The organism is Saccharopolyspora sp. NPDC003752 (assembly GCF_053605825.1).
Genome location: NZ_JBSGJZ010000011.1, coordinates 171,732 through 192,448 on the forward strand (window position 1 = coordinate 171,732; position 20,717 = coordinate 192,448).

A 20,717-nucleotide genomic window follows, 5' to 3' on the forward strand; every position below is an offset into this window, starting at 1 on the left:
GTCACGAAGCGAGCTGCAACTGCGGCGTGCCGCTGGCCGCCGCCTCCCACAGGAGCACTCCGGCGTAGGAACGCCACGGGCTCCAGCGCCGCGCATGCGCCTCGATCGCCGCCGGGTCTTCGGACAGCCCGAGGATCCCCGCGCCTCGTCGCAGCGCGAGATCACCGGTCAGCAGCACGTCGGGCGAGCCCAGCACGCGCATGGCGACGTAGCTCGACGTCCAGGGGCCGATGCCGCAGATGCTCTCCAGGTCTTCCCGCAGCTCGGCTTCGTCGCGTCCGGTGTGCAACGCAAGGCTTCCGTCGGCGACGGCCGCCGCGACGGCGCGGACGGTTTCCGCCCGTCGCCGCGGCCCGGGCAGGACCTCCAGCGCTCGGTCCGCCAGAACCTCCGGCGTCGGGAAGAGCGTCGTCACCGCACCTTCCGGGTGGGCCAGCGGCTCGCCCAGCGCGGTGACGAGCCGCTCCGTCGTCTTGCGCGCCGCCGCGACCGAGATCTGCTGGCCGATCACGGCGCGGACCAGGACCTCCAGCCCGTCAACGCTGCCCGGCACCCGAACCCCGGGAGTCTGCGCGACGGCCAGCCGCAGCGCCGGGTCGGCGCCGAGCGCTTCGCCTATCGCGGCCGGATCGGCGTCGAGGTCGAGCAGGCGCCGCAGCCGGGACACCGCGCTGCCGAGATCGCGCAGGTCCGTGAGCCGCAGCGTGCAGGCGACGTACTTCTCGTGCGGTCGGAGCGTGGCGATCCCGGTGCCGTACGGCAGGCGCAGCGCACGCGTGTAGTGGTCCGGCCCGGCATCTTCCAGGCCGGACAGCGCTCGTTCGCCGAGGAACCGCAGCACGCCCGCCACATCGCAGGGGGCCCGGAACGGCAGGCGCAGCTGGACGGCACCGGCGCTGCCGCGGACCGCGCCGCGCCGCTGGGCGCGGCCGCGCATCTCCGTCGGGGTCACTCCGAAGACCTCGCGCAGCGTGTCGTTGAACTGGCGCAGGCTGGAGAAACCCGCCGCGAACGCCACGTCGCCGAACGGGATCGTGGTGGTCTCGATCAGGATCCGTGCCGAGTGCGCGCGGTGCGCCCGCGCCAACCCGAGCGGCCCGGCGCCGAGTTCGGCGGTGAGCACCCTGGTCAGGTGGCGTTCCGAGTAGCCGAGCTGGTCGGCGAGCCCGCGCACGCCGCAGCGGTCCACGACGCCGTCGCTGATCAGCCGCATGGCGCGGCCGGCGAGATCGGCGCGCAGGTTCCACTCCGGCGACCCCGGCACGGCGTCCGGCAGGCATCGGCGGCAGGCCCGGAAGCCGGCGGCCTGCGCGGCGGCGGCCGTCGGGAAGAACAGGCTGTTGTCGGGCTTGGGCGTGCGTGCCGGGCACGACGGGCGGCAGTAGATGCCCGTGGTGCGCACGGCGTGGATGAAGCAGCCGTCGAAGCGCGCATCGCGCGAGGCGACGGCCCGGAGTGCGTCCTCTGTTCCCACCAGCATGTCTTCGATGGTGCCAGCGGACCGGAGCCGGTACTAGCGGGAATCGGACACGCTGATGAAGCCCGATTCGTAGGCGAACACGACCGCTTGCGTGCGGTCCCGGGCGCCGAGTTTCGCCAGCACGTTGCCGACGTGGGTCTTGACGGTCTGCACGCCGATGAACAGCTCGGCGGCGATCTCGCCGTTGGACATCCCGCGCGCCACCAGGCGGAGGACCTCGGCTTCCCGCTCGGTGAGCTCGACCTGCGGGCGGCTCGCGCGGTGCGGTGCGGCAAGCCGGCGGATCGCGGCCGGGAACAGCAGCGATTCGCCGCGTGCCGCGATCCGGATGGCCTGCGCGAGGTCCTCGGGCTGGCAGCGCTTGAGCAGGAACCCGGTCGCGCCGGCGCGCAGCGCGCCGTAGACGTGGTCGTCGTGCTCGAAGGTGGTGATCACGACGATGCGCGGCGGCTCCGGCACCGAATCCAGGATCGCGGTGGTGGCCTGGATCCCGTCGACCCCGGGCATCCGGACGTCCATCAGCACGACGTCCGGCCGCAGCCGACGCACCAGCGGGACGACCTCGGCGCCGTCGGCGGCCTCCCCGACGACGGTCAGGTCGGGCTCGGCATCGATGAGGGCCCGCAGCCCGGAACGGATCAGCGGCTCGTCGTCGACGACCAGCACGGTCGTGGCTTCGCTCACGCCGCCGAGCGTATTGCGCCGCGGCCCGCCACGGGTGCGTCCCAGCGCGGACAGTGGTTTACCAGGGGAGACGGACTCGGAGCCGCCAGTCGTCGCCGTGCGCGGCGCCTTCGGCACGACCGCCGAGAGCCTTCGCGCGGCGCTTGATGCCGCTCAGGCCCAAGCCGTGGCCGGGAGTCGACGCCGGGCCCAAGGGGTTGGTGATCTCCAGCTCCAGTGTGCCGGCGTCGATGGTGATCCGCACCGCGGCCTCCGCCCGGCCCGCGTGGCGCAAGGCGTTGGAGAGGCCCTCGCGCACCGCGCGGTAGGTCTCGCGGCCCACCTGCGGCGGGACCTGGCTCGGGTCGCCCCGGACTTCGAGGCGCACCGCCAGACCGGCGAGCTCGGTGGAGCGGACCAGGTCGTCGAGATCGGCCAGGTCTGGGGCGTCCGAAGTGGAGGATCGCAGGCTGCCCAGCGCGCGATCCAGGTCGGCGAGGGCGGTTCGCGTCGAATCCGCGATCACCGCGAGCGCCTCCCGGGCGAAGGCGGGGTCGCTGTCCAGCACCCGGTTCGCCGCACTCGCTTGCAGCGCAACGACGTTCAGCACGTGTCCGACCGAGTCGTGCAGCTCGGACGCGATCCGGTTCCGCTCGGACAGCTCCTCGACCTGCCGTCGCAACCGCTCGTGCTCGGACGGGCCCAGCAATGCCGGAGCGAGCCGGGTCAGCGCCGCGCCGACCGCCGCGACCAGGTGGAAGCCCGCGACGATCAGGCCCGCGCCGACCAGCGGTGCCCACCACTGCCCAACGCCGAGCGCCCGGTACAGCGGGATGCCGGCGAGCTCGGGCGGCAGGTTCAGCAGCGGATCGGCGAGCAGGATCAGGATGAACGGCGGCACGATCAGCGTCAGCAGGCCGACACCGCAGCCGAGCACCAAGTGGACGACGAGCCAGCAGACGGTCCGCCACCGGTCCGGCCAGGTGACGGCGGTGCTCGTCTCCGGCAGCCCGAGCAGCGCCTTCGCGGCGGCTCCCGACAGCGACCGCGTCGCCGGCAGCAACCCGGTGGCGACCACGGCGAGCACGACGAACGCGCCCTGCGCGATCCCCACCACGACAGGCGGCAGGCCGGGTCCGATGCCGGGGCCCAGCAGCGGCCCGAGCACCAGCCAGGCCACCGCCAGGTACGGGACGGCCAGGACGGCCCCGAGGATCAGGTGCACCCACCGGCGGTACGTGGTTCGCGCGGTGAACGGTCTGATCAGGCGGGACGGCATGGCCACATCATCCCCGCGCGACCGGCACGCGAGCGCAGGTTCCGCACGGCTTGCGGCGCGTCGCCCGCTGGTACAGGTAGACGGACGGCCCGAGCACCAGCGCCCAGCACATCCAGCTCACGTAGAACAGCGCCCCGGGCCAGTAGTGCATCCCGGGGATCGCGTTCGCCGACGAGCCGGAGATCAGGTCGGCGACGGCGGTGGCGAAACCGGCCGGCCCCATCGTGAAGAGCAGCCCGGTGCCGAACCAGCCGCCGACGAGCAGCAGGCCTCGCGGAGTCGGGCGTCCGGCCAGGCCGGGGACCCAGCGCGGCCAGATCCGGCCCCACCGGTGCACGAGGGCCAGCGAGAGCACGATGCCGATCAGCGCGGCGGGCACGACCAACCAGCCGCTGGTGAACCCGTCCCTGGCGGGGTCCGGGTAGTCCAGCCCGATCGTGCCGCCCAGCGCCCAGTTGGTCTTGATCACCGGATAGGGCAGTGCGAACAGGACGCCGAGGTATCCGAGCCACGGCGGCGGTGGCGCGGCCGGGCCGCCGCAGCGACCACAAACCCCGGCGAGTGCCCGGACCCGCAGGACCGTCGCCCGGAACACCAGGATCGCGCTGGTCAACGCGAAGGCGCGAGTGGCGAACATCGGCCAGTCCGGCGGCAGGCTCATCAGGCCGAACAGCCTCAACAGGTCGAACAGGATGCCGCCGGCGGCCCAGAGCAGCAGCAACGCGGCAGCGCCGTTGATCGCGACGAGCGCGCGGCGGGCTCGCAGCGGCGAAAGCAGCAGCGCCGCACCGAGCACGCCGGCCGCTGCGGCCAGCGGCGTCGCCCAGTCCGGGAGGTCGACGATGACGAAACCGCGCGGCAGGAAGTGCCGTGATTCGAAGGAGAGGAAGGTCAAGGCCGACGCGATCAGCGCCGCCTGGCTCGATTTGAGCATCTGCGCTCCTGGTGGCTCGGGTGAACTCACCGGCAATGCTCGGGATCTCGCGGCCCGCGAACCTCCCGCCCGGGCTGGGGAGGCCTCCCTCGCGCGGGGGATTTCGATCGAGGCGGGTGCATTTTGCGCGTTTCATCCCTATTGTCGCGGCATGGCTCAATCGAAGATCAGCACCAGGCGTGGCTTCAAGATCCTCGGCGCCGCTGCGGGCGCCGCGTTCGCCCTCGTGGTCACGGCCGGGTGCAACGACCCGGCGCCCGCCCCGGAGCAGCAGCAGGAGCAGCAGCAGGACGGCGACGACCAGCAGCAGGGCGGTGACGACCAGCAGGGCGGCGAGCAGGACGACGACTGACGACGCGGGGCGCGGGGGCTGTGCGTCCGCGCACCCCCGCGCGACCGGCCCCGATGCCGCCGCGAGCGAGCACCTAGACTTCGGGGTGTGAGTCTCACCCTCGGAATCGTCGGGCTGCCCAACGTCGGCAAGTCCACCCTGTTCAACGCGCTGACCAGCAACGACGCCCTCGCGGCGAACTACCCGTTCGCCACCATCGAGCCGAACGTCGGTGTGGTGCCGCTGCCGGACGAGCGGCTGGACAAGCTCGCCGAGGTCTTCGGCTCGGCGAAGACGGTGCCCGCCACGGTGTCGTTCGTCGACATCGCGGGCCTGGTCAAGGGCGCCTCCGAGGGGCAGGGGCTGGGCAACAAGTTCCTCGCCAACATCCGCGAGGCGGACGCGATCTGCCAGGTCATCCGCGTCTTCGACGACCCCGATGTGGTGCACGTCGACGGCCGGGTGGACCCGTCCAGCGACATCGAGACGATCAACACCGAGCTGATCCTGGCCGACCTGCAGACCCTGGAGAAGGCGCTGCCGCGGCTGGAGAAGGAAGCCCGCACCCACAAGGAGAAGCGGCCGGCCCTGGAGATCGCGCAGCAGGCCAAGGAGATCCTCGACTCCGGCCAGACCCTGTTCGCCGCGGGCCTGGGCAAGGACACGCCGGACCTGCGCGAGCTGAACCTGCTGACCACCAAGCCGTTCCTCTACGTGTTCAACGCGGACGAGGGCGTGCTGGCCGACGAGGCGAAGCAGAAGGAACTGCGCGACCTGGTCGCGCCCGGCGACGCGGTGTTCCTGGACGCCAAGGTCGAGGCGGAGCTCAAGGAGCTGGACGAGGAATCCCAGCGCGAGCTGCTGGAATCGATCGGCCAGGCGGAGCCGGGCCTGAACGCGCTGGCCCGCGCGGGCTTCCACACGCTGGGCCTGCAGACCTACCTGACGGCCGGGCCGAAGGAGGCGCGGGCCTGGACGATCCGCCAGGGCTGGACGGCACCGCAGGCGGCCGGGGTGATCCACACCGACTTCGAGCGCGGCTTCATCAAGGCGGAGATCGTCTCCTTCGGCGACCTGATCGCGGCGGGCACGATGGCGGAGGCCAAATCGGCGGGCAAGGTCCGCATGGAGGGCAAGGACTACATCATGACCGACGGCGACGTCGTGGAGTTCCGCTTCAACGTCTGATCAGCGACGTTTCCGCTGGTAATCGACTCACGGTAGGTCGGCGTTCGGCAGCGGTCGAACGCCGGCCCGCGAAGCCGCGAAGGGCCGGGCTTGGTCTCCGCACAGGAGTCCCGAGCCCGGCCCTTCTGCGCTTCGACCTGGGGGTCCTCTGCCCCACCAAGCTGTGCCGGCCCACTGGTGGTGGGGCTTTCCATTCGTCCAAGCCAGACGGCGAGCGTGGCAACGATGCTGTGGTGATGATCAGGAGAATCCTTCCCTACGCCGACGGAGGCGATCTCGCCGCGTCGCGCGACTTCTACGTCGAGGTGCTCGGATTCGAGGTCGCGATGGAAGATCCCGTCCTCGGTCTGCGGTCGCCGGACAACCCCATGGCTCAAGTCCTCGTCCCGCCACGCGGAATGGAGGATCCCGCGCCGCGCTTCGGGATCGACGTTGGAGAACCGGCGGCAGTTGATGCAGCACACATCGAGGCGGTCCGCCGCGGTCTGCGCGTCGTCTATCCGCTCACCGACGAGCCGTGGGGCGTGCGTCGCTTCTTCGTGGAGGACCCCAGCGGCACGGTGGTCAACGTGCTCGCGCACCTGCCCTGACCCGGCGGTATCCATCTGCGGCACGTCCTGCGGCTCGTACCAGGTTCGGTCCGGGGCGAACGGTGCCGTGGTGACCAGCGGTCGGGCTCAGGCCTGTTACGCGTGTCGAGCCGGATCGTCATCCCCCGCTCGACCTCGACCGTAGCGAGTCGGCGCGGTGCGGCCCCGCGCTACGCCAGGAGCTTGCCTACCGGTCGGTGGCTACGAGGTAGGTGGCGAGGGCCGTTCTGGTTTGTTGGAGGCACGTCAGGCGGTCGTCTATCGCCGCCAGTTGGGTTCGGAGGGTGGCCACGAGGTCCGGGCACGGTTCGAGGACCGGTAGCTCGCCCCTCGCGCAGGGCAGGACGGTGCGGATCATCTCCGTGTTCAGGCCCGCCGCCAGCAGGTTCCGGATCTGCGCGACGACCGTCAGCGCTTCCTCGCGGTAGTAGCGGTAGCCGCTCGGCGCTCGTTCCGAGGTGAGCAGGCCCTGTTGTTCGTAGTAGCGCAGCCGGCGCTGGCTGACACCGCTCCGGCGGGACAGCTCGCCGATCTTCATGAGATCCGGCTCACGCGTCGTTGACTCTGACATCACTGTCAAACTCTAGCGTCGGTGGCATGCGAAGTCAGCGGAGTGGGTGGGCCCTGGTGGCGCTGATGGCCTGCGTGTTCGCCGTGGGATCCGCCGAGTACGCGGTGATCGGCGTCCTGCCGGACATCGCGGCGGACCTGCGCGTGTCGGTCGGTACGACGGGCCTGCTCGTCACCGGCTACGCGCTGACGGTCGCGCTGGCCGGGCCGGTGGTCACCGCCGTGACCACGCGGCTGCCGCGGAAAGCGCTGCTCGTCGGCCTGATCGTCGTGTTCACCGCGGGCAACGTGCTGGCTGCGGTCTCCGGCGCCTTCGGGCTGGTGATGATCGCTCGGGTGCTCGCGGCGCTCGTGCACTCGACCTTCTTCGCCGTCGGTCTGGTGCAGGCCGTGTCGGTGGTGGGCGAGGAGCGCCGCGGTTGGGCGATTGCGGTGGTGAGCGCCGGGCTCAACCTGGCGACCGTGCTCGGCGCGCCGCTGGGCACGTTCCTCGGCCACGAGCTCGGTTGGCGCGCCACGTTCTGGGCGATCGCCGCGTTGAGCCTGGTCGCTACGGTGGTCGTCGCGGTCGCCGTGCCGTCGTCGCGGGCGGCCGGGGCCTCTTCGGGGCGGGCGGAGATCAGGGCGCTGGGCAGTCGCGAGGTGCTCGTGGTCGTCGTGGTCACCGTGCTCACGCAGATCGCCCTCTTCACGCCGTACACCTACATCGCCACGATCCTCACCGGCGTCTCCGGTTTCGGGGCCGGGGCGGTGGCCTGGCTGCTGATGGTGTTCGGCGTGGGCGGGCTGCTGGGGAACCTGGTGGGCGGCCGGTTGGCGGACCTGCGGCCGTGGGGTTCGGTTCGCGGGCTGCTCGCCGGAATGGCCGTCGTGCTCGGGGTTTTCGGCCTGGTCGTGCGGGATCCGGTGGCCGCGGCGGTGGGAGTGTTCGTGCTCGGGGCGGTGAGCTGCGCGCTGATCCCGGCGTTGCAGGCCCGGGCGTTCGCTGCGGCAGCGGGCGCGCCGACCCTGACGGTCGCCGTGAACACCTCGGCGTTCAACCTCGGCAACGCCGGCGGTGCGTGGATCGGTGGCCGGGTGCTCGACGGCGGTGCCGGGCCGTACTGGCTCATCGGGATCGGCATTCTCGCCGCGCTGGCCGCGTTGTCGGTCACCGGCGTTCGGCGAACGGTTGATGTGAAAGGAAAAATCGATGTCTCTGTCCGTTGAGTTGCGTGGTTCCGGGCCCGGGCTGTTGCTGGCCCACGGCGCGGGTGGGTCGGCTGCGGCGAACTTCCCGTTCATCGACGAGCTCGCCGGGAAGCGCACGGTCGTCGCGCCGGACTACCCCGGCTCGGGCGGCACGCCGAAGGCCGAGCAGCCGCTCGAACTGGACCGGCTCGTCGACGAGGTCGTCGCGTCGGCGGTCGACGCGGGCGTGGAAACCTTTGGCGTGCTGGGCTATTCGATGGGCACCACAGTCGCCGTCCGGGCGGCCGTGCGATACCCGGAGCGCGTCACGTCGCTGGTGCTCACTGCCGGATTCGCCGCCGCCGACCGGCACTTCCGGCTCACCGTGGACCTCTGGCAGCAGCTGCTCGACGGCCCGGACCGGGACGCGCTCGCGCGATTCGTGCTGCTGAACTGCTTCAGCCCGGCGGCGCTGAACTCCATCGACGACTGGGACGAAGTGTTCCGGGGCACCGCCGACGGCGTGCCGGTCGGCACCGGCGACCACCTCGACCTGCTGCGCACCGTCGACGTCCGCGCCGACCTGCCGAAGATCTCCGTGCCGACGCTGGTCGTCGCGACCACCCGGGACACCCTGGTGCCGCCGCACAACTCCCGCGAGCTCGCCGCGAAGATCCCCGGCGCGCGGCTGGTCGAGGTCGACTCCGGGCACCTCATCGGCGCGGAGAACCCGAAACCGTGGCTCGCGGCGATCCAGGACTTCCTGGGCTGAGCCTCGCTCTGACCGCAGTTCGGGACCCCGGCCACTTGCGCGGGGTCAGCCGAACGGTGTGGCCAGCAGCGGGATTCGGCGCAGGTCTTCGACCGTGCAGCGCAGGCCGGCAAGAGCGCAGATAGCGCGCATGCAGATGTCGTAGTCGGGTTCGCCGGGATCGAGGTAGTCGTGTTCGACGGTGCCGGCCGCTTCGAACGCTGCGCGCAGTTCGGCCGGCATGCCGGGCAGATCCTCCTCCAGGTCGAGGTCGTCGACGTTGATCCAGGCGAGCTGCTTCCCGTCGACGGCGTAGGTGAGGCTGGCGTCAGCGTTGATGGAGAACGTGCTCGTGGCCGCTACGCGACCGTTGGCGGACAGGGCGGTTGTGTCGTCGTCGCCGACGGTGTACCCCGCGTCGTCGTACACGAATGTCCACGCACCGATGCGTCCTGCCAGCAGCGTCGCACCGGCGCCGGGTTCGGCGGCGAGGGCCGCGGCCGGGAGGGAAGTCCACTCGTCCGGCTTGCTTCCGGGCAGCTCGCACGGCCGGAACAACCGGGGTTTGGCGCCCAGCACTTCCAGCGCGTCCGCGGGTTCGAGGTCGCGGACCACGTGCACGGCGTGGTTCGGGTTTTCGCTGGCCAACTCGGTGATCCAGATGGGTACTCCCTCTCCGTCGAGCGTGTCCGGCGGAAATCCGGGCGTTGGCATGTGACCTCGTTTCCTGGCCTCGTGCGTGGTACCGCCAGGTATTCTCGTGCGCGCCGCCGGAGCCACCAAGAGACGAAGGGGCAGAGTCGGATGGCCAGGCGACTCCCCTTCAACTGCGGAGCGAGGAATCTTTGACCGCGATCCTCGGGTAAACCCTGACATCCACTTCTCCGGACAGCTCTCCGGACTCGAACTCCGCGATGAGGTGTGTTTCTCGGTTCTCCGCTCGGATGCTCAGAGCGGTTGCGCCTTCGCGGAAGAAGCGCCACAGGACGTCGTCACCTCGGCGCCACTCGAACCGGATGGAGTTCTCGTGCTGATCGAAGCTGAGCCTGAGGGTTCCGTTCTCGGTCTCGAACTCGATCCCCTGAATCCACGGCTCTTCCAAGGCTTCGGGCGCTTCGCCGAACTGATCGAGGAACTCCTGTTCGCCGGGGATGATCACGGTCTGCACAGTAGGGAGCAGGAAGGCACTCCCTCCGGACTGCTCACGGCACCAGCACGAGGCGGCCGCGGAGACCGCCGCGCGCGAGCCGCTCGTGGGCTTCGGCGACCCGGTCCAACGGCATGGCCTCGGCGACCCGCAAGGTGATCGTGCCGGACTCCGCCAGCGCGACCAGCTCCGCGAGACCCGTCCCATCGGCCCGGATCCAGTGGTTGAAGACGTGAGTGCCGCGCAGCGGGCGCGGCTCCGCGCCACCGACGAGCGCCGCGAACGCTCCGCCCGAGCGGACGGCGTCGAGTGCTTCTGCGCCGAGGGCTGCGGCGTCGATCGCCGCATCCGCGCCGCCGGGCACCAGGCGGCGAACGGCCTCGCCCAGGCGGGCGCCACGTGGCACGAACACCTCCGCACCCAGCTTCCGGACCAGCGACTCGTCCTGCGCCGAGGCCGTTGCGACCACTCGCAGGCCGCGTGCCGCCGCGAGCTCCACGGCGAAGCCGCCGACCGCTCCGGCAGCCCCGGTGACCAGCAGGGTCTGGCCCGGATCCAGGGCGAGCGCGTCGAGGGCTTGGGCGGCGGTGAGCCCGCTGAGCGGCAGCGTTGCGGCTTCCACCAGGTCGATGCCCGCGGGCGCGTGTGCGAGCGCGTCCGCATCGAGCACGACGTGGTCGGCCTGGGTGCCCAGCGGCACGTCCAGCCGGTCCGACATGCCGATCACGCGGTCTCCTGGCCGGAATCGGGTGACCTCGTCGCCGGTGGCCTCGACGACTCCGGCGGCATCCCAGCCGATCCCGATGACCTCGCGCGCCGGGAGCAGGCCCGCATCGGTGAGCGCGCCGGTTCGGGTGGCCAGGTCGACCGGGTTGACCGTGGCCGCCGCCACCCGGATCAGGACCTGCCGCGGCCCGGCCTCGGGCACAGCCACATCCGCGATCTCCAGCACTCCGGTTCCGCCGAACGCACGGATGACGACTGCTCGCATGGGCTTCTCCTGGTTCCATCGCATCTTGATGACGAACTTAGGGAGAGCTACTCTCCATCCGGAAGTACGCACTTCAAGGTGCGTATCGCACGCAGACGGGAGTGCTGTGGCCACGCAGACCGCCGCGCAGAGGCGCGCAGAAGCCCGAACCGCGTACGACGCGTACCTCGCCGAGTGCCCGGCCCGGCAGCTGCTCGACCGGATCAGCGACAAGTGGGTGAGCCTCGTGCTCAACGCGCTCGCGGGCGGCCCGCAGCGCTACAGCGACCTGTCGCGCACGATCGCCGGCGTCAGCCAGAAGATGCTCACCCAGACCCTGCGGAACCTCGAACGGGACGGACTCGTGTCCCGCGCCGTGACGCCCTCGGTCCCGGTTCGCGTCGACTACGCGCTCACCGGCCTGGGGGAGAGCCTGCTGCCGGTGGTGCAGGCGGCCAAGACCTGGGCGGAATCCCACATCGACGAGATCCACGCGGCCCGCACCGCCTACGACGGCCGCTGAACAACCCCGTTGACCAGCGCGAACCGGGGGCTCGACGTGCCCTCCGGTCCCGGGAAGTCCTCTGTGGAGCGAGTCGGCGTCATGCCGGTTCGATCGGTGAGCCCTCCTTCCAGCTCGCGATGCGGTCCGGCCGCTGACGCCTGAGCCGGGCGGCGCGTTCGAGCCCGTCGAATTGGCCGGTTGACTGCTAGCGTGTCGAAGATGACCGCAGATCCGGTGCTGGTGATCGGCGCGGGCGTGCAGGGCCTGACGACCGGGGTCGTCCTCGCCGAGGCGGGCCGGCGCGTGCGCATCCGCACCGCCGACCGGCCGCAGGACACCACTTCCGCGGTCGCGGGCGCGATGTGGGGCCCGGCGATGCTGCGGCCCGCCGACCGGGTGTTGTACTGGGTGACCAGGTCCCACGCCGAGTTCACCGCGCTCGCCCGCGACGAGGACTCCGGCGTGCACCTGGCCGCGGGGCGGATGGCGGCGCGGTTCGACCTCGGCGACTCGGTCCCGCCCGAGGCGAGGCTGATCCCCGACCTGCGCCCCTGCACGCCCGAGGAACTGCCGGACGGGTTCGTCAGCGGCTACCGCGCGACCGTGCCGCTGATCGACATGCCGCGCTACCTCGACCACCTGGTCGCCCGGTTCCGCGACGCCGGCGGTGACCTGCAGCTCAGCCCCGTCCCGACGCTGGCCGAGGCGGTCGCCGAATCCTCGACGGTGGTCAACTGCACCGGCGTCGGCGCGCGGGAACTCGTCGGCGACCCCGGCGTTCACCCGGTGCGCGGCCAGCACGTCGTGGTGCGCAACCCGGGGATCGACGAGTACTTCATCGAGCTCAGCGACTCCGGCGAGTTCACCTCGTACATGCCGCACGGCGACCGCGTCGTGCTCGGCGGCGTCGCAGGCGAACAGGACTGGAACTGCACGCCCCGCCGTGAGGACAGCGAGGGCATCCGGCGCCGGTGCGCCGCGGTGGAGCCGCGACTGGCCGACGCCGAAGTGCTCGCGGAACTGGTCGGGCTGCGGCCCGGCCGGGAATCGGTGCGGGTTGAGGTCGAGCACTACGAAGGCGCGCGGATCATCCACAACTACGGCCACGGCGGCTGCGGCGTCGCGCTGTCCTGGGGATGCGCCTTCGAGGCAGCCGACCTCGCCGAAGAGATCGGCTGAGCCGCTCAGGACCTGAGCTGCTCCACGACGTTGTCGATCTCCTGGGCGAGCGACGTGTCGTTGGCCGTGATGCCGCCCTTCGAGTGCGTGGTGCAGTAGAACGTCACGGTGCGCCAGCGGATGTCCATGTCCGGGTGGTGGTTCTCGCTCTCGGCGATCTCGGCGATCCGGTTCACCGCCTGGATCGCCTGCGGGAAGTTGCCGAACTCGACGGTGCGGGTCAGCTTGACGCCGGACTGGGTCCACTCCGGCAGGTGCTGGAGCGCTTCGGTGACCTGGTTATCGGTGAGCAGTTCCGTCATACCGACATGGTGGAGGTTCGGCGCGCCGACCTCCACCCGGCACCGCTCACGAGACGCGTCGCGGACGCTCCAAGTAGGTGCTGTCCGGATCGGTGAAGCCGTAGCCGCGGTAGAGGCCGTGCGCGTCGTCGGTGTGCAGCATCCAGCGGAAATCGCGGCCGGGTCCGTCCTCGATCATGCCCTGCACCAGGGCCTTGCCGATGCCGTGGCCGCGCGCCTCCGGGAGGACGAACACGTCGGCCAGGTACGCCGTGCCCACCCCGTCGGAGAAGGCTCGTGCGAAGCCGATCAGCCCGCCGTCCGGCTTCCGGTAGGCGCCGACGACGCGCCAGGCCAGGTCGATCTGCTTGTCGAGATCTGCCCGCTTGCGCCACTTGCCCCAATACGCCTGCGTGGAAAGGAATTCCCACACCGCGTCGCGATCGACCCTGGCCCGCGAATCGTCCACCTCGAACTCCATGCCCCGAGCGTATCGACCCGGCCAACCGATTTAGCCGGACGAGGTGTGGGGGCCGAGCCGCTTGGCGGCCCCGTGGGGTGGCGTTTCGCGCGCGACCGAGCCCTACAGGCAGGCGTGCAGCGCGGTCAGGAGGCGGTGCGAACGGTCGTCGGAACCCTCCGTTCGCATCAGGCACGGGCTGAAGGCGAACGCCACGCCCAGGCGCGGCCAGCAGCCGAACAGCGAACCGCCCGCCCCGCTGTGGCCGAACCCCGCGGCCTCCGGGCCGTAGGTCTCGATCGAGTCCTGCAGCTCGTAGCCCAGGCCGAAGGCCAGCGGCCGGCCGGTGCCCGGATCGGTGCCCCGGCTCTCCTCGCGGCGGATCCGGTCGAGCGTCCGGCCGCCGACGAGCTCGCCGGTCACCAGCGCCGAGTACACCGCGGCCATGCCGCGAGCGGAGGCCATCGCACCGCCGCCCGGGCTGCCGCCGACCCACCACGCCGGGGTGTTCCAGGGCGCGTCATCGCCCAGCAACGTGGGCGGATTCCCGTAGACCTTGTCGCGGTAGGCCAGGGCCTCCGGCGTGTTCAGCCGGTTCGCCACCTGGTAGTCGGCCGCCCGCCAGCGCCGCCCGGTGCGCGGCCACTCGGACTCGGGCAGCCCCAGCCAGAAGTCGGCCGGAACCCGCTCCGCGACCTCGGCGCGCAGGTACTCGCCGACCTCCCGCCCGTCGACCCGCCGGATCAGCTCCGCCGCCAGCCAGCCGAAGGTCAGCGCGTGGTAAGCGGTGGTCGTCCCGACCGGCCACAGTGGAGCCTGCGCGGCCAGCAGCTCGGCCATCGCCCGGTTGTCCATCGCCGCCTCGCGGGTGACCGGCTTCGCCGGGTACGGCAACCCCGCCGAGTGCGAGAGCAGCTGCCTGACCAGGACGTCCTGCTTGCCCGCCGCGCCGAACTCCGGCCAGTACCGGACCACCGGCGCGTCCGGGTCGAGCGCGCCGGCGTCGACCAGCAGGGCGACGCCGGTGGCGACGATGCCCTTGGTGCCGGAGAACACCGGCATCAGGGTGTCGGTCGTCATCGGCTCGGTGGCGGCCTGGTCGCGGTGCCCGGCCTGCAGGTCGAGGATCTGCTCGCCGTCGCGGAAGACGGCGAACGCCGCACCCGCCGCATCGGCCGCCACCACCTCGGCGAACTCCTCGGCAACCCGCTCGAAACCCGCTGCGACCGACATCAGTTCTTCGCCTCCAGCTGGAAGTTGGGCGCGTCGCTCAACAGCGACCGGGTGTAGTCGTGCTGCGGCGCGGTGAACAGCTCCTCGGCCGGCGCCTGCTCCACGATGCGCCCGTTCTGCAGGATCGCGACCCGCTGCGCGATGTTGCGCACCAGCGCGATGTTGTGCGTGACGAACACCAGCGCCAGCCCCATCTTCTCCCGCAGGTCCCGGAGCAGGTCGACGATCGCCGACTGCACCGAGACGTCCAGCGCGGAGGTGATCTCGTCGCAGATCAGCACCTCGGGCCGGGTGACCAGGGCGCGCGCGATCGCCACCCGCTGCCGCTCGCCACCGCTGAGCTGGTCGGGGTAGCGCTCGGCGATGTCCGGCCGCAGCGCGGCGAGCTCCAGCGCCTCGATGACCCGCTCCGACGTGCTCTTGCCGCCGGACTCCCCGCCGAGCACCGAGATCGGCTGCGCCACCAGGTCGCGGACCCGGCGTCGCGGGTTCAGCGACTCGTAGGGGTTCTGGAACACGTACTGCACCTGCCGCCGCTGCTCGCGGGTGCGCTTGCCGCTGCCGGCCGCCAGCTCCTCGCCGTGCAGCAGCACCGAGCCCTCGTGCTTCGGGTGCAGACCGGCCAGGCAGCGCGAGAGCGTGGTCTTGCCGCTGCCCGACTCGCCCAGCAGCGCGAGGCAGGAACCCGGCGACACGCTCAGCGAAACGTCTTGCAGCACCGGGGAATCGGTGTACCAGGCCCGGATGTTGCGGATTTCGAGAACCGGTTCCGCCTCGGCCGGAACGGAATCCGACGTGCGAGCCGGTGCTACGAGACGCCCGGAACGCGGCTGCAGGCAGCGGATTTCGTGGCCGGGGGAGACCTCCTGCACCGGCGGAACCTCGGCGCGGCACTCGTCGGTCGCGGCAGCGCAGCGCGGCGCGAACGCGCAGCCGTCCGGGCGGCTCAACGGCGACGGCGCTTGGCCGTCGATGGCCTGCATCGCCCGCTCGCCGTCCAGGTCCGGCACCGCGAGGACCAGGCCCGCCGTGTAGTGGTGGCGCGGCTCGTTCAGCACCTCGGCGGTCGGGCCGGTCTCCACGATCCGGCCCGAGTACATCACCGCGATGCGGTCGGCCAGCTCCGCGACCACCGCCATGTCGTGCGAGATGTACACGCCCGCCGTCCCGTGCCGCTCGCACATCTCGCGGATCGTGGTCAGCACCCGCTTCTGGGTGGTCACGTCCAGGCCCGTGGTCGGCTCGTCCAGCACCACGACCTCCGGGCGGCCGACGAAGGCCATCGCGATCGCGATGCGCTGCTGCTGACCGCCGGAGAGCTGGTGCGGGTACCGGCCCAGGAACTCGTCGTCATCGGGCAGCGCGACCTCGGTCAGGACCTGTTTGATCCGCCGCTTCGCCGCTTCACCGGAGACGTCGTGCACGCCCTCCGCGAGCTGCGTGTGCAGGCGCAGCGCCGGGTTCAGCGCCGAGCCCGGCGACTGCGGGATGTACGCGACCCGGCGGCCGCGCAGCGCGGCGGCCCGCTTCGGCGGCAGCGCGGTGAGGTCGGTGTCGCCGACGAGGATGCGGCCATCGGCGATCCGGGTGCCGCGCTTGCAGTAGCGCAGCATCGCCAGGCCGAGCGTGGTCTTGCCGGAGCCGGATTCACCGATCAGGCCGAGGATCTCACCCGGCGCCAAGGTGAAGCTCACGTCGGCGACGATGGCGGCTTCCGAGGGCACGCCCCGGATCTCCAGTCCGGTGGCGTCCAGAGCAGCGGCGGTCATCGGCACCCCCAACGGGTCGGCGACAGGTCGTGGTCCGGGATCTCCCGCAATTTCAATGGAAATCGGACCTTCGATTTCAATGGAAATTGCGGATCACAGGTCGGCGGTGGCATCAGCGGGCCTTCTCGATTCCCCGGTCGACGCCCGCGACCGAGCGCGCCAGGCCGTCCGCCACCAGGTTGGTGCCGATCGTCAGCACCGCGATGGCGATCACCGGCAGCGCCACCGCCCACGGCTGCACCGTCAGCGCGATCCGGTTCTCGTTGATCATCAGGCCCCAGTCCGCCGTGGGCGGCTGCAGGCCCAGGCCGAGGAAGCTCAGCCCGGCGACCAGGCCGATCGAGTAGTTCAGCCGCAGCCCGAGCTCCACCAGCACGGTGCCGGTGACGTTCGGCAGGATCTCGCCGAGCAGGATGCGGACCCGGGACAGCCCGATCGCCTCCGCCGACTTGACGAAGTCGCGCTCGGCGACCGAGAGCGTCGCCGCCCGCACCACGCGCATCACCCGCGGCAGGTGGCTGCCGCCGACGACCAGCACCAGCAGCCACAGCTCCGGGCCGACGACGCTGACGAACAGCAGCGCCAGCACCACCTGCGGGAAGGCCAGCGCGATGTCGCCGAAGCGCATCAGCACCTCGTCCAACCAGCCGCGCCGGTAGCCGGCGTACATGCCCAGCAGCGAGCCGAGCCCGACGCCGAGCAGCGTGGCCAGCACCGCCAGCACCAGCAGCGTCTGTCCACCGTGGAGGAACCGGGTGAGCACGTCGCGGCCCAGGTTGTCGGTGCCGAACCACGAGCTCGCCGTCGGATCGGAGAACGGGGTGTCCACGAACTCGGTGGCACCGTGCGGCGCGAGCAGCGGCCCGACGATCGCGGTCAGCACCACCAGGATCGACAGCGCCAGGCCGATCTTGGTGCGCGGCAGGCGCAGCGCCGCCCGCCACGCGCCGACCGCGCGCGGCACGGGCGGGGCGGGAGTCGCTCGGGTTTCCTCGATCTGCGCAGTCGTGGTCATCGCGCGGCGGACCTCACCTTCGGATTGGCGGCCAGACTCACCACATCGGCCAGCAGGTTCACGACGATGTACACGGCGGCGATGGCCAGGGTCAGCGTCTGCACCACCGGCAGGTCGCGGTTGTTCACCGCGTCCACCAGCGCGAACCCGATACCGGGGAAGCGGAACAGGAACTCGACGATGACCACGCCACCGGCCAGCCACGCCAGCTGCAGCGCGATCACCTGGGCCACCGGGCCGATCGAGTTCGGCAGCGCGTGCCGCAGGATCACCGTGCGCTCCGGCAGCCCCTTCAACCGGGCCTGCTGCACGAACTCGCTCTCCAGCACCTCGATCATGGTCGCCCGCATGATGCGCACGATGTACGGCGAAACCGCGAGCACCATCGTCAGCGTCGGCAGCACCAGCTGCGTCGGATCGCTCCAGGCCGAACCCGTGCCGGTCATGACGTACACGGCGGGCAGCAGGTTGAGCATCCCGGTGGAGAAGACCAGCACCAGCACGATGCCGACCACGAACTCCGGCAGCGAGGCCAGCACCAGGCTGACCACCGAGGTCGCGTGGTCGAAGGCCTTGTCGCGGCGCAGCGCGCTGTAGGTGCCGACCAGGATGGACAGCGGCACGCTGATCGCCGTGGCGCACAGCATCAGCGCCAGCGAGTTGTTCAGCCGGGAGCCCAGCAGCTCGGCCACCGGCATGCCGTTGGCGTAGGACGTGCCGAGGTCGAGCCGGAAGATGTTGCCCAGCCACGAGAAGTACTGCACCCACATCGGCTCGTCGAGGTGCAGCTGCTCGCGCAGCGCGGCCAGCCGCTCCGGAGTCGCCTCGCGGCCCAGGATGGCGCGGGCGGCGTCCCCGGGCAGCGCCTGGGTGGCGAGGAAGACCACCACCGACACGGCCCACAGGATGACCACGCCGAGCAGGATTCGCTTGACCAGCATTCGATTCATCGGTCCGCCCTCACTTCGCCAGCCACGCGTGGCGGAAACCGTAGGAGCTCAACGGTGCGCCGCTCTTGTCCGGTTCGAGCCCGACGACCCGGACGCTGTGCGCGTCCAGCTGGTTCGGGAAGCCCCAGATGATGTATCCGCCGCTCTCCCACTCGATCTGCTGGGCGCGCGCGACGAGCTCCTTGCGGCGCGCCGGATCGGTGGTGGCCCGCGCCTGGTACACCAGATCGTTGAATTCCGGGTGGTTCCAGTGGGTCTCGTTGTACGGCGAGTCGGGCAGGCTGCCGGAACCCGCCTGCGCCAGGAAGTTCCGGGTGAACCAGTAGTCCTGCGCGAAGTCCCAGGACAGGTACATGTCGCCGAAGAACTCGCCGGAATCGACCCGGTGGATGTTGACGGTGATCCCGGCGTCGGCGGCCTGCTGGGCGAACACCTGCGCCGCCTCCACCACACCGGCCGCGACCGGCGACGTCACCAGCTCCACGGTCAGGTTCTCCCGGCCCGCCTCGCGCAGCAGCTGGCGGGCCTTGGCCACGTCGCGGCCGCGTTGCGGCAGCGCCGAGTTGTACAGCGGATCCGCCGGCGAGTAGATGTCGTTGCCGATCGTGCCGTGGCCGCCGAGCACTTGCTTGATCATCTGCTCGCGGTCCACGACGAGCCGGAACGCCTGCCGCACCCGGACGTCGTCGAACGGCGGCCGGTCCACCCGCATGGTGAACGGCACCCACGAGCCGGTCTGGGATTCCAGCAGCCGGAGGTTCGGGTCGGCGTCCAGCACCCGCAGCAGCCCCAGCGGCACCTGGTCGATGGCGTCGACCTGGCCGCCGAGCAGCGCGTTGATCCGTGCCGTGTCGTCCGGGAAGTCGATGATCACGACCTCGTCCACGTACGGCTCGCCGTCGCGCCAGTAGTTGCGGTTCTTGGTGAACAGGCTCTGCTGGCCGGGTTCGAAGGAGTCGAAGGCGAACGGGCCGCAGCCCACCGGCCGGTTCGGGTCGTAGCCGACCGGGACGATTCCGTTGGCGTACTCGGCGAACTGGTCGGGCAGCGTGACGTCCGGGCGGGACAGCGTCAGCCGGACGGTGCGTTGGTCCAGCGCCTGCATGGCGTTGAGGTCAAGCGCGCTCAGCCCCACTGCGCCGTTCTTCGGGTCCGCCGGGTCGGCGATCCGGCGGAGGGTGTGGATCACGTCCTCGGCGGCGAGGGTCTTGCCGTTGTGGAACTCGACGCCCTCGCGCAGCCGGATGGTCCAGGTCATCGCCTGCGGATCGGACTCGACGGATTCGGCCAGCGCGGGCTGGATCTGGTAGTCGGAGTCGAACCGAAGCAGCGTGTCGTAGAGCTGGAAGATGCGTGCCTGGTCCGGGTGGGTCACGGTGGCGTGCGCGTCCAGGGTGTCCTTGCTGGACCCGCCGACGATGCCGACCCGCAGCCGACCGCCGTACTGCGGCGGACCGGAGGGGATCGGTGCCTTTCGCACCGCGCCGCCCGCGCACCCGCTGACGACGGCGCCCGCGCCCACTGCGCCGGCGCCCACTGCGACGTACCGGAGGAAGTCGCGACGACTGGGGCCGGCGTTCGACTGTCCTCTGCTCGGCATCCGGCGGAACCTCCTGTGTCTCGCGGGGCGCGCGGCACCCGTCGGCGCGGACTGGCGCCGGTGATGCGGCCGCTGGGGCGGCGCTGGAGCCTCTCGACAGCGCCCCGCTGGCGTTGCGTTTCGACCCATTACTGATTGATCAGTCAATCGATCGCATCGACCTTTACCGACGCGGTGGAGGCTGTCAAGCCGCCATGTACTGGGTCGATATGTCAAGACCCGGGTCGTCGGTGACGGTCCAAACGTTGCCGGCTCTTGCTACTTTCGCAACGCTTGATCATGTCGTCGAACCGCGTTTGGCCATGGGTTTCGCCGGTCCCGGGCGGCCCCGGAGAGCGCCTCGGAGACGCCGGGGGCGAGGTTTTTCGCAGGTGGTTCTCCCGGCGTTAGCCGTCCGATCGGATGGCGACCAGCATCACAATTCGCCGGGTCCGGTCCATCGCCCGGTGTGGCCGACCGGGTCCGGACGGTGATCGCAGCAATCGGTCTTTCCGGCCATTCCCGTCGATTCGACTTCCGCGATCGGTTCGTTTTGTCCGCTTCGACGCGCCGCCGACCGCGCGGACGACCGGCAGCGGCGCCCCGAGCCGGTCCGAGGCTGAGATCCACCTGAGAAAGAAGCTCTCAGCTGAGAACCGACTGAGATTTCCCT

Annotated in this window: 22 protein-coding genes; 7 read left to right on the top strand and 15 right to left on the bottom strand. The window is 71.0% G+C overall.

Annotated elements, in window-relative coordinates; translation table 11 throughout:
• Nucleotide 1: 1 nt before the first annotated feature.
• Genes ACWEV3_RS16975 through ACWEV3_RS16990 form a run of 4 tightly spaced genes read right to left on the bottom strand, consistent with a single transcriptional unit; the run spans nt 2 to nt 4,356 of the window.
• Nucleotides 2-1,480: an AlkA N-terminal domain-containing protein gene (locus tag ACWEV3_RS16975; RefSeq protein ID WP_452614758.1), complete on the bottom strand. Its 1,479-nt coding sequence runs from the start codon at nt 1,478-1,480 to the stop codon at nt 2-4.
• 33 nt (nt 1,481-1,513) lie between these two features.
• Entirely contained in the window at nt 1,514-2,164 is a 651-nt protein-coding gene (locus tag ACWEV3_RS16980) for a response regulator (RefSeq protein WP_452614759.1), read from the bottom strand.
• Nucleotides 2,165-2,222: 58 nt separating this feature from the next.
• Entirely contained in the window at nt 2,223-3,422 is a 1,200-nt protein-coding gene (locus ACWEV3_RS16985) for a histidine kinase (protein WP_452614760.1), read from the bottom strand.
• Nucleotides 3,423-3,429: 7 nt separating this feature from the next.
• A complete protein-coding gene (locus tag ACWEV3_RS16990) occupies nt 3,430-4,356 on the bottom strand; it encodes a hypothetical protein (protein ID WP_452614761.1) in 927 nt (308 codons plus the stop codon).
• 151 nt (nt 4,357-4,507) lie between these two features.
• Here ACWEV3_RS16990 and ACWEV3_RS16995 point away from each other — a divergent pair, with 151 nt between their 5' ends.
• The 3 genes from ACWEV3_RS16995 to ACWEV3_RS17005 all read left to right on the top strand — a co-directional run bounded on the left by ACWEV3_RS16995 (nt 4,508) and on the right by ACWEV3_RS17005 (nt 6,465).
• Nucleotides 4,508-4,708, top strand: coding sequence for a hypothetical protein (locus tag ACWEV3_RS16995; RefSeq protein WP_452614762.1), 201 nt, complete (start codon nt 4,508-4,510; stop codon nt 4,706-4,708).
• 87 nt (nt 4,709-4,795) lie between these two features.
• Complete coding sequence (gene ychF / locus ACWEV3_RS17000) at nt 4,796-5,875, top strand: redox-regulated ATPase YchF (RefSeq protein WP_452614763.1); 1,080 nt, start codon at nt 4,796-4,798, stop codon at nt 5,873-5,875.
• Between the two features lie 236 nt (nt 5,876-6,111).
• The gene (locus tag ACWEV3_RS17005) at nt 6,112-6,465 is read left to right on the top strand and encodes a VOC family protein (protein ID WP_452614764.1); all 354 of its coding nucleotides are present in this window, start codon (nt 6,112-6,114) and stop codon (nt 6,463-6,465) included.
• A 187-nt stretch (nt 6,466-6,652) separates the two neighbouring features.
• On the opposite strand, the gene ACWEV3_RS17010 is transcribed toward ACWEV3_RS17005, so the two are convergent.
• The gene (locus ACWEV3_RS17010; RefSeq protein WP_093273491.1) at nt 6,653-7,003 is read right to left on the bottom strand and encodes a MerR family transcriptional regulator; all 351 of its coding nucleotides are present in this window, start codon (nt 7,001-7,003) and stop codon (nt 6,653-6,655) included.
• Between the two features lie 59 nt (nt 7,004-7,062).
• Here ACWEV3_RS17010 and ACWEV3_RS17015 point away from each other — a divergent pair, with 59 nt between their 5' ends.
• Nucleotides 7,063-8,244: an MFS transporter gene (locus tag ACWEV3_RS17015; protein WP_452614765.1), complete on the top strand. Its 1,182-nt coding sequence runs from the start codon at nt 7,063-7,065 to the stop codon at nt 8,242-8,244.
• Nucleotides 8,228-8,977 carry an alpha/beta fold hydrolase gene (locus ACWEV3_RS17020; protein ID WP_452614766.1) on the top strand — a complete coding sequence of 250 codons (750 nt, stop codon included), beginning with the start codon at nt 8,228-8,230 and terminating at the stop codon, nt 8,975-8,977. The genes ACWEV3_RS17015 and ACWEV3_RS17020 overlap by 17 nt, the downstream gene beginning before the upstream one ends.
• A gap of 45 nt (nt 8,978-9,022) precedes the next feature.
• On the opposite strand, the gene ACWEV3_RS17025 is transcribed toward ACWEV3_RS17020, so the two are convergent.
• The 3 genes from ACWEV3_RS17025 to ACWEV3_RS17035 all read right to left on the bottom strand — a co-directional run bounded on the left by ACWEV3_RS17025 (nt 9,023) and on the right by ACWEV3_RS17035 (nt 11,094).
• A complete protein-coding gene (locus tag ACWEV3_RS17025; protein WP_452614767.1) occupies nt 9,023-9,670 on the bottom strand; it encodes a DUF6461 domain-containing protein in 648 nt (215 codons plus the stop codon).
• Between the two features lie 109 nt (nt 9,671-9,779).
• Nucleotides 9,780-10,115 carry a hypothetical protein gene (locus tag ACWEV3_RS17030; protein ID WP_452614768.1) on the bottom strand — a complete coding sequence of 112 codons (336 nt, stop codon included), beginning with the start codon at nt 10,113-10,115 and terminating at the stop codon, nt 9,780-9,782.
• A 43-nt stretch (nt 10,116-10,158) separates the two neighbouring features.
• Complete coding sequence (locus tag ACWEV3_RS17035) at nt 10,159-11,094, bottom strand: NADP-dependent oxidoreductase (protein ID WP_452614769.1); 936 nt, start codon at nt 11,092-11,094, stop codon at nt 10,159-10,161.
• A 106-nt stretch (nt 11,095-11,200) separates the two neighbouring features.
• On the opposite strand from ACWEV3_RS17035, the gene ACWEV3_RS17040 reads away from it, so the two are divergent.
• The gene (locus ACWEV3_RS17040; RefSeq protein ID WP_452614770.1) at nt 11,201-11,596 is read left to right on the top strand and encodes a winged helix-turn-helix transcriptional regulator; all 396 of its coding nucleotides are present in this window, start codon (nt 11,201-11,203) and stop codon (nt 11,594-11,596) included.
• A 201-nt stretch (nt 11,597-11,797) separates the two neighbouring features.
• Nucleotides 11,798-12,757 (top strand): FAD-dependent oxidoreductase, encoded by a 960-nt coding sequence (locus ACWEV3_RS17045; RefSeq protein ID WP_452614771.1) that lies wholly within the window; start codon nt 11,798-11,800, stop codon nt 12,755-12,757.
• Nucleotides 12,758-12,762: 5 nt separating this feature from the next.
• Here ACWEV3_RS17045 and ACWEV3_RS17050 read toward each other — a convergent pair whose 3' ends face one another.
• The 7 genes from ACWEV3_RS17050 to ACWEV3_RS17080 all read right to left on the bottom strand — a co-directional run bounded on the left by ACWEV3_RS17050 (nt 12,763) and on the right by ACWEV3_RS17080 (nt 20,065).
• Nucleotides 12,763-13,059: a 4a-hydroxytetrahydrobiopterin dehydratase gene (locus tag ACWEV3_RS17050; RefSeq protein ID WP_452614772.1), complete on the bottom strand. Its 297-nt coding sequence runs from the start codon at nt 13,057-13,059 to the stop codon at nt 12,763-12,765.
• A 46-nt stretch (nt 13,060-13,105) separates the two neighbouring features.
• Entirely contained in the window at nt 13,106-13,519 is a 414-nt protein-coding gene (locus ACWEV3_RS17055) for a GNAT family N-acetyltransferase (protein WP_452614773.1), read from the bottom strand.
• 102 nt (nt 13,520-13,621) lie between these two features.
• A complete protein-coding gene (locus ACWEV3_RS17060) occupies nt 13,622-14,731 on the bottom strand; it encodes a serine hydrolase domain-containing protein (RefSeq protein ID WP_452614774.1) in 1,110 nt (369 codons plus the stop codon).
• Nucleotides 14,731-16,500, bottom strand: a complete 1,770-nt coding sequence (locus tag ACWEV3_RS17065; RefSeq protein WP_452614775.1) for an ABC transporter ATP-binding protein — start codon at nt 16,498-16,500, stop codon at nt 14,731-14,733. Before ACWEV3_RS17065 ends, ACWEV3_RS17060 begins: the two co-directional genes overlap by 1 nt.
• Before the next feature lie 112 nt (nt 16,501-16,612).
• Complete coding sequence (locus tag ACWEV3_RS17070; protein ID WP_452614776.1) at nt 16,613-17,515, bottom strand: ABC transporter permease; 903 nt, start codon at nt 17,513-17,515, stop codon at nt 16,613-16,615.
• On the bottom strand, nt 17,512-18,465 hold the full coding sequence (locus ACWEV3_RS17075; protein ID WP_452614777.1) for an ABC transporter permease: 954 nt from the start codon (nt 18,463-18,465) through the stop codon (nt 17,512-17,514). The genes ACWEV3_RS17070 and ACWEV3_RS17075 overlap by 4 nt, the downstream gene beginning before the upstream one ends.
• Nucleotides 18,466-18,475: 10 nt before the next feature.
• Nucleotides 18,476-20,065: an ABC transporter substrate-binding protein gene (locus tag ACWEV3_RS17080; protein WP_452614778.1), complete on the bottom strand. Its 1,590-nt coding sequence runs from the start codon at nt 20,063-20,065 to the stop codon at nt 18,476-18,478.
• Nucleotides 20,066-20,717 lie beyond the last annotated feature (652 nt).

What these genes read in the sequence shown, in the direction of transcription:
- ACWEV3_RS17005 (WP_452614764.1), top strand. Translation starts at nt 6,112, where the DNA reads ATGATCAGGAGAATCCTTCCCTACGCCGACGGAGGCGATCTCGCCGCG.
- ACWEV3_RS17035 (WP_452614769.1), bottom strand. Translation starts at nt 11,094, where the DNA reads ATGCGAGCAGTCGTCATCCGTGCGTTCGGCGGAACCGGAGTGCTGGAG.
- ACWEV3_RS16975 (WP_452614758.1), bottom strand. Translation starts at nt 1,480, where the DNA reads ATGCTGGTGGGAACAGAGGACGCACTCCGGGCCGTCGCCTCGCGCGAT.
- ACWEV3_RS16990 (WP_452614761.1), bottom strand. Translation starts at nt 4,356, where the DNA reads ATGCTCAAATCGAGCCAGGCGGCGCTGATCGCGTCGGCCTTGACCTTC.
- ACWEV3_RS17015 (WP_452614765.1), top strand. Translation starts at nt 7,063, where the DNA reads ATGCGAAGTCAGCGGAGTGGGTGGGCCCTGGTGGCGCTGATGGCCTGC.
- ACWEV3_RS16995 (WP_452614762.1), top strand. Translation starts at nt 4,508, where the DNA reads ATGGCTCAATCGAAGATCAGCACCAGGCGTGGCTTCAAGATCCTCGGC.
- ACWEV3_RS17045 (WP_452614771.1), top strand. Translation starts at nt 11,798, where the DNA reads ATGACCGCAGATCCGGTGCTGGTGATCGGCGCGGGCGTGCAGGGCCTG.
- ACWEV3_RS17025 (WP_452614767.1), bottom strand. Translation starts at nt 9,670, where the DNA reads ATGCCAACGCCCGGATTTCCGCCGGACACGCTCGACGGAGAGGGAGTA.
- ACWEV3_RS17055 (WP_452614773.1), bottom strand. Translation starts at nt 13,519, where the DNA reads ATGGAGTTCGAGGTGGACGATTCGCGGGCCAGGGTCGATCGCGACGCG.
- ACWEV3_RS17010 (WP_093273491.1), bottom strand. Translation starts at nt 7,003, where the DNA reads ATGAAGATCGGCGAGCTGTCCCGCCGGAGCGGTGTCAGCCAGCGCCGG.
- ACWEV3_RS17050 (WP_452614772.1), bottom strand. Translation starts at nt 13,059, where the DNA reads ATGACGGAACTGCTCACCGATAACCAGGTCACCGAAGCGCTCCAGCAC.
- ACWEV3_RS17020 (WP_452614766.1), top strand. Translation starts at nt 8,228, where the DNA reads ATGTCTCTGTCCGTTGAGTTGCGTGGTTCCGGGCCCGGGCTGTTGCTG.
- ACWEV3_RS17060 (WP_452614774.1), bottom strand. Translation starts at nt 14,731, where the DNA reads ATGTCGGTCGCAGCGGGTTTCGAGCGGGTTGCCGAGGAGTTCGCCGAG.
- ACWEV3_RS17065 (WP_452614775.1), bottom strand. Translation starts at nt 16,500, where the DNA reads ATGACCGCCGCTGCTCTGGACGCCACCGGACTGGAGATCCGGGGCGTG.
- ACWEV3_RS17075 (WP_452614777.1), bottom strand. Translation starts at nt 18,465, where the DNA reads ATGAATCGAATGCTGGTCAAGCGAATCCTGCTCGGCGTGGTCATCCTG.
- ACWEV3_RS17080 (WP_452614778.1), bottom strand. Translation starts at nt 20,065, where the DNA reads ATGCCGAGCAGAGGACAGTCGAACGCCGGCCCCAGTCGTCGCGACTTC.
- ACWEV3_RS17070 (WP_452614776.1), bottom strand. Translation starts at nt 17,515, where the DNA reads ATGACCACGACTGCGCAGATCGAGGAAACCCGAGCGACTCCCGCCCCG.
- ACWEV3_RS16985 (WP_452614760.1), bottom strand. Translation starts at nt 3,422, where the DNA reads ATGCCGTCCCGCCTGATCAGACCGTTCACCGCGCGAACCACGTACCGC.